The 1,245-nt window shown below is 64.5% G+C and carries 1 protein-coding gene and 2 pseudogenes; all 3 read left to right on the top strand.

Annotation, left to right across the window (positions count from 1 at the left end; all coding sequences use genetic code 11):
• Positions 1 to 114 (top strand): annotated as a pseudogene (locus V7S54_RS33210) (electron transfer flavoprotein subunit beta/FixA family protein); the annotation flags it as partial.
• A 22-nt stretch (positions 115 to 136) separates the two neighbouring features.
• Positions 137 to 1,078, top strand: a complete 942-nt coding sequence (locus tag V7S54_RS33205; protein ID WP_336410023.1) for an electron transfer flavoprotein subunit alpha/FixB family protein — start codon at positions 137 to 139, stop codon at positions 1,076 to 1,078.
• Positions 1,079 to 1,169: 91 nt separating this feature from the next.
• Positions 1,170 to 1,245: pseudogene (locus tag V7S54_RS33200) on the top strand (GNAT family N-acetyltransferase); the annotation flags it as partial.

The following is a 1,245-nucleotide window of genomic DNA, read 5'->3' as shown; positions in this document are numbered from 1 at the left end:
GCCCGCCTCAAGGTGCTGAAGACCGAGGAGCCGTCGGGCCGCAAGGCCGGCATCAAGGTCAAGTCGGTCGCCGAGCTCGTCGAGAAGCTCAAGACCGAAGCCGGCGTGCTCTGATTTAAGGACGGGAGATATCATCATGGCCATTCTTCTTCTGGCTGACCACGACAGCAACCACCTTTCCGACCAGACCGCCAAGGCGCTGACCGCTGCCTCCAAGATCGCCAGTGGGACTGGAGCCGATGTGCATGTGCTGGTCGCCGGTAGCGGCGCCAAGGCGGCGGCCGAACAGGCATCGAAGCTTGCCGGCGTATCCAAGGTGCTCGTCGCCGAGGACGCCTCGCTTGCCAACAACCTCGCCGAGCCCTTAGCAGCCCTCATCGTATCGCTTGCCGGCAACTACGACACGATCGTCGCGGCCGCAACCTCGGTCGGCAAGAACGTCATGCCGCGCGTCGCAGCGCTGCTCGACGTCGCCCAGGTCTCGGAAATCATCGAAGTCGTGTCGTCCGATACCTTCAAGCGCCCTATCTATGCCGGCAACGCCATCCAGACGGTGCAGACGACGGAAGCCAAGCGCGTCATCACCGTGCGCACCGCCTCCTTCGCCTCCGCCGCTGAAGGCGGTTCGGCGGCGATCGAAAGTGTCGCGGCTGCCGCCAACCCGGGTGTCTCCAGCTTCGTCGCCGACGCGCTGTCGTCGTCCGACCGTCCGGAGCTGACTTCGGCCAAGATCATCATCTCCGGCGGCCGTGCGCTCGGCTCGTCGGAAAAATTCCAGGAAGTGATCCTGCCGGTTGCCGACAAGCTCGGCGCCGCGGTCGGTGCATCCCGCGCCGCTGTCGATGCCGGCTACGCGCCGAACGACTGGCAGGTCGGTCAGACCGGCAAGGTGGTCGCCCCCGATCTTTACATCGCCTGCGGCATCTCCGGTGCGATCCAGCACCTCGCCGGCATGAAGGATTCGAAGGTTATCGTCGCGATCAACAAGGACGAAGAGGCGCCGATTTTCCAGGTCGCCGACTACGGCCTGGTTGCCGATCTCTTCGAAGCGCTGCCGGAAGTCGGAAAGGCGCTCTAGCGCGTCCTGAGCCGAACAACATCACCATGGGGGCCGGCCGCTGAGCGCCCGGCTCAGCCTGTAATTCAGCGAACAACAAGAGGATCCCACGATGGATGTACGCGCCGCCGTTGCCGTTCAGGCAGGCAAGCCGCTCGAGGTCATGACGGTTCAACTCGAAGGGCCGC

This window comes from Ensifer sp. CCNWLY38, assembly GCF_037120565.1.
Taxonomy (GTDB): domain Bacteria; phylum Pseudomonadota; class Alphaproteobacteria; order Rhizobiales; family Rhizobiaceae; genus Ensifer; species Ensifer adhaerens_H.
The sequence above is the reverse complement of the archived record's forward strand: the minus strand, read 5'-3'. Positions and strand labels throughout refer to the sequence as shown.

Excerpts from the sequence above, each read along its gene's own strand:
- V7S54_RS33205 (WP_336410023.1), top strand. The coding sequence starts at position 137 with ATGGCCATTCTTCTTCTGGCTGACCACGACAGCAACCACCTTTCCGAC.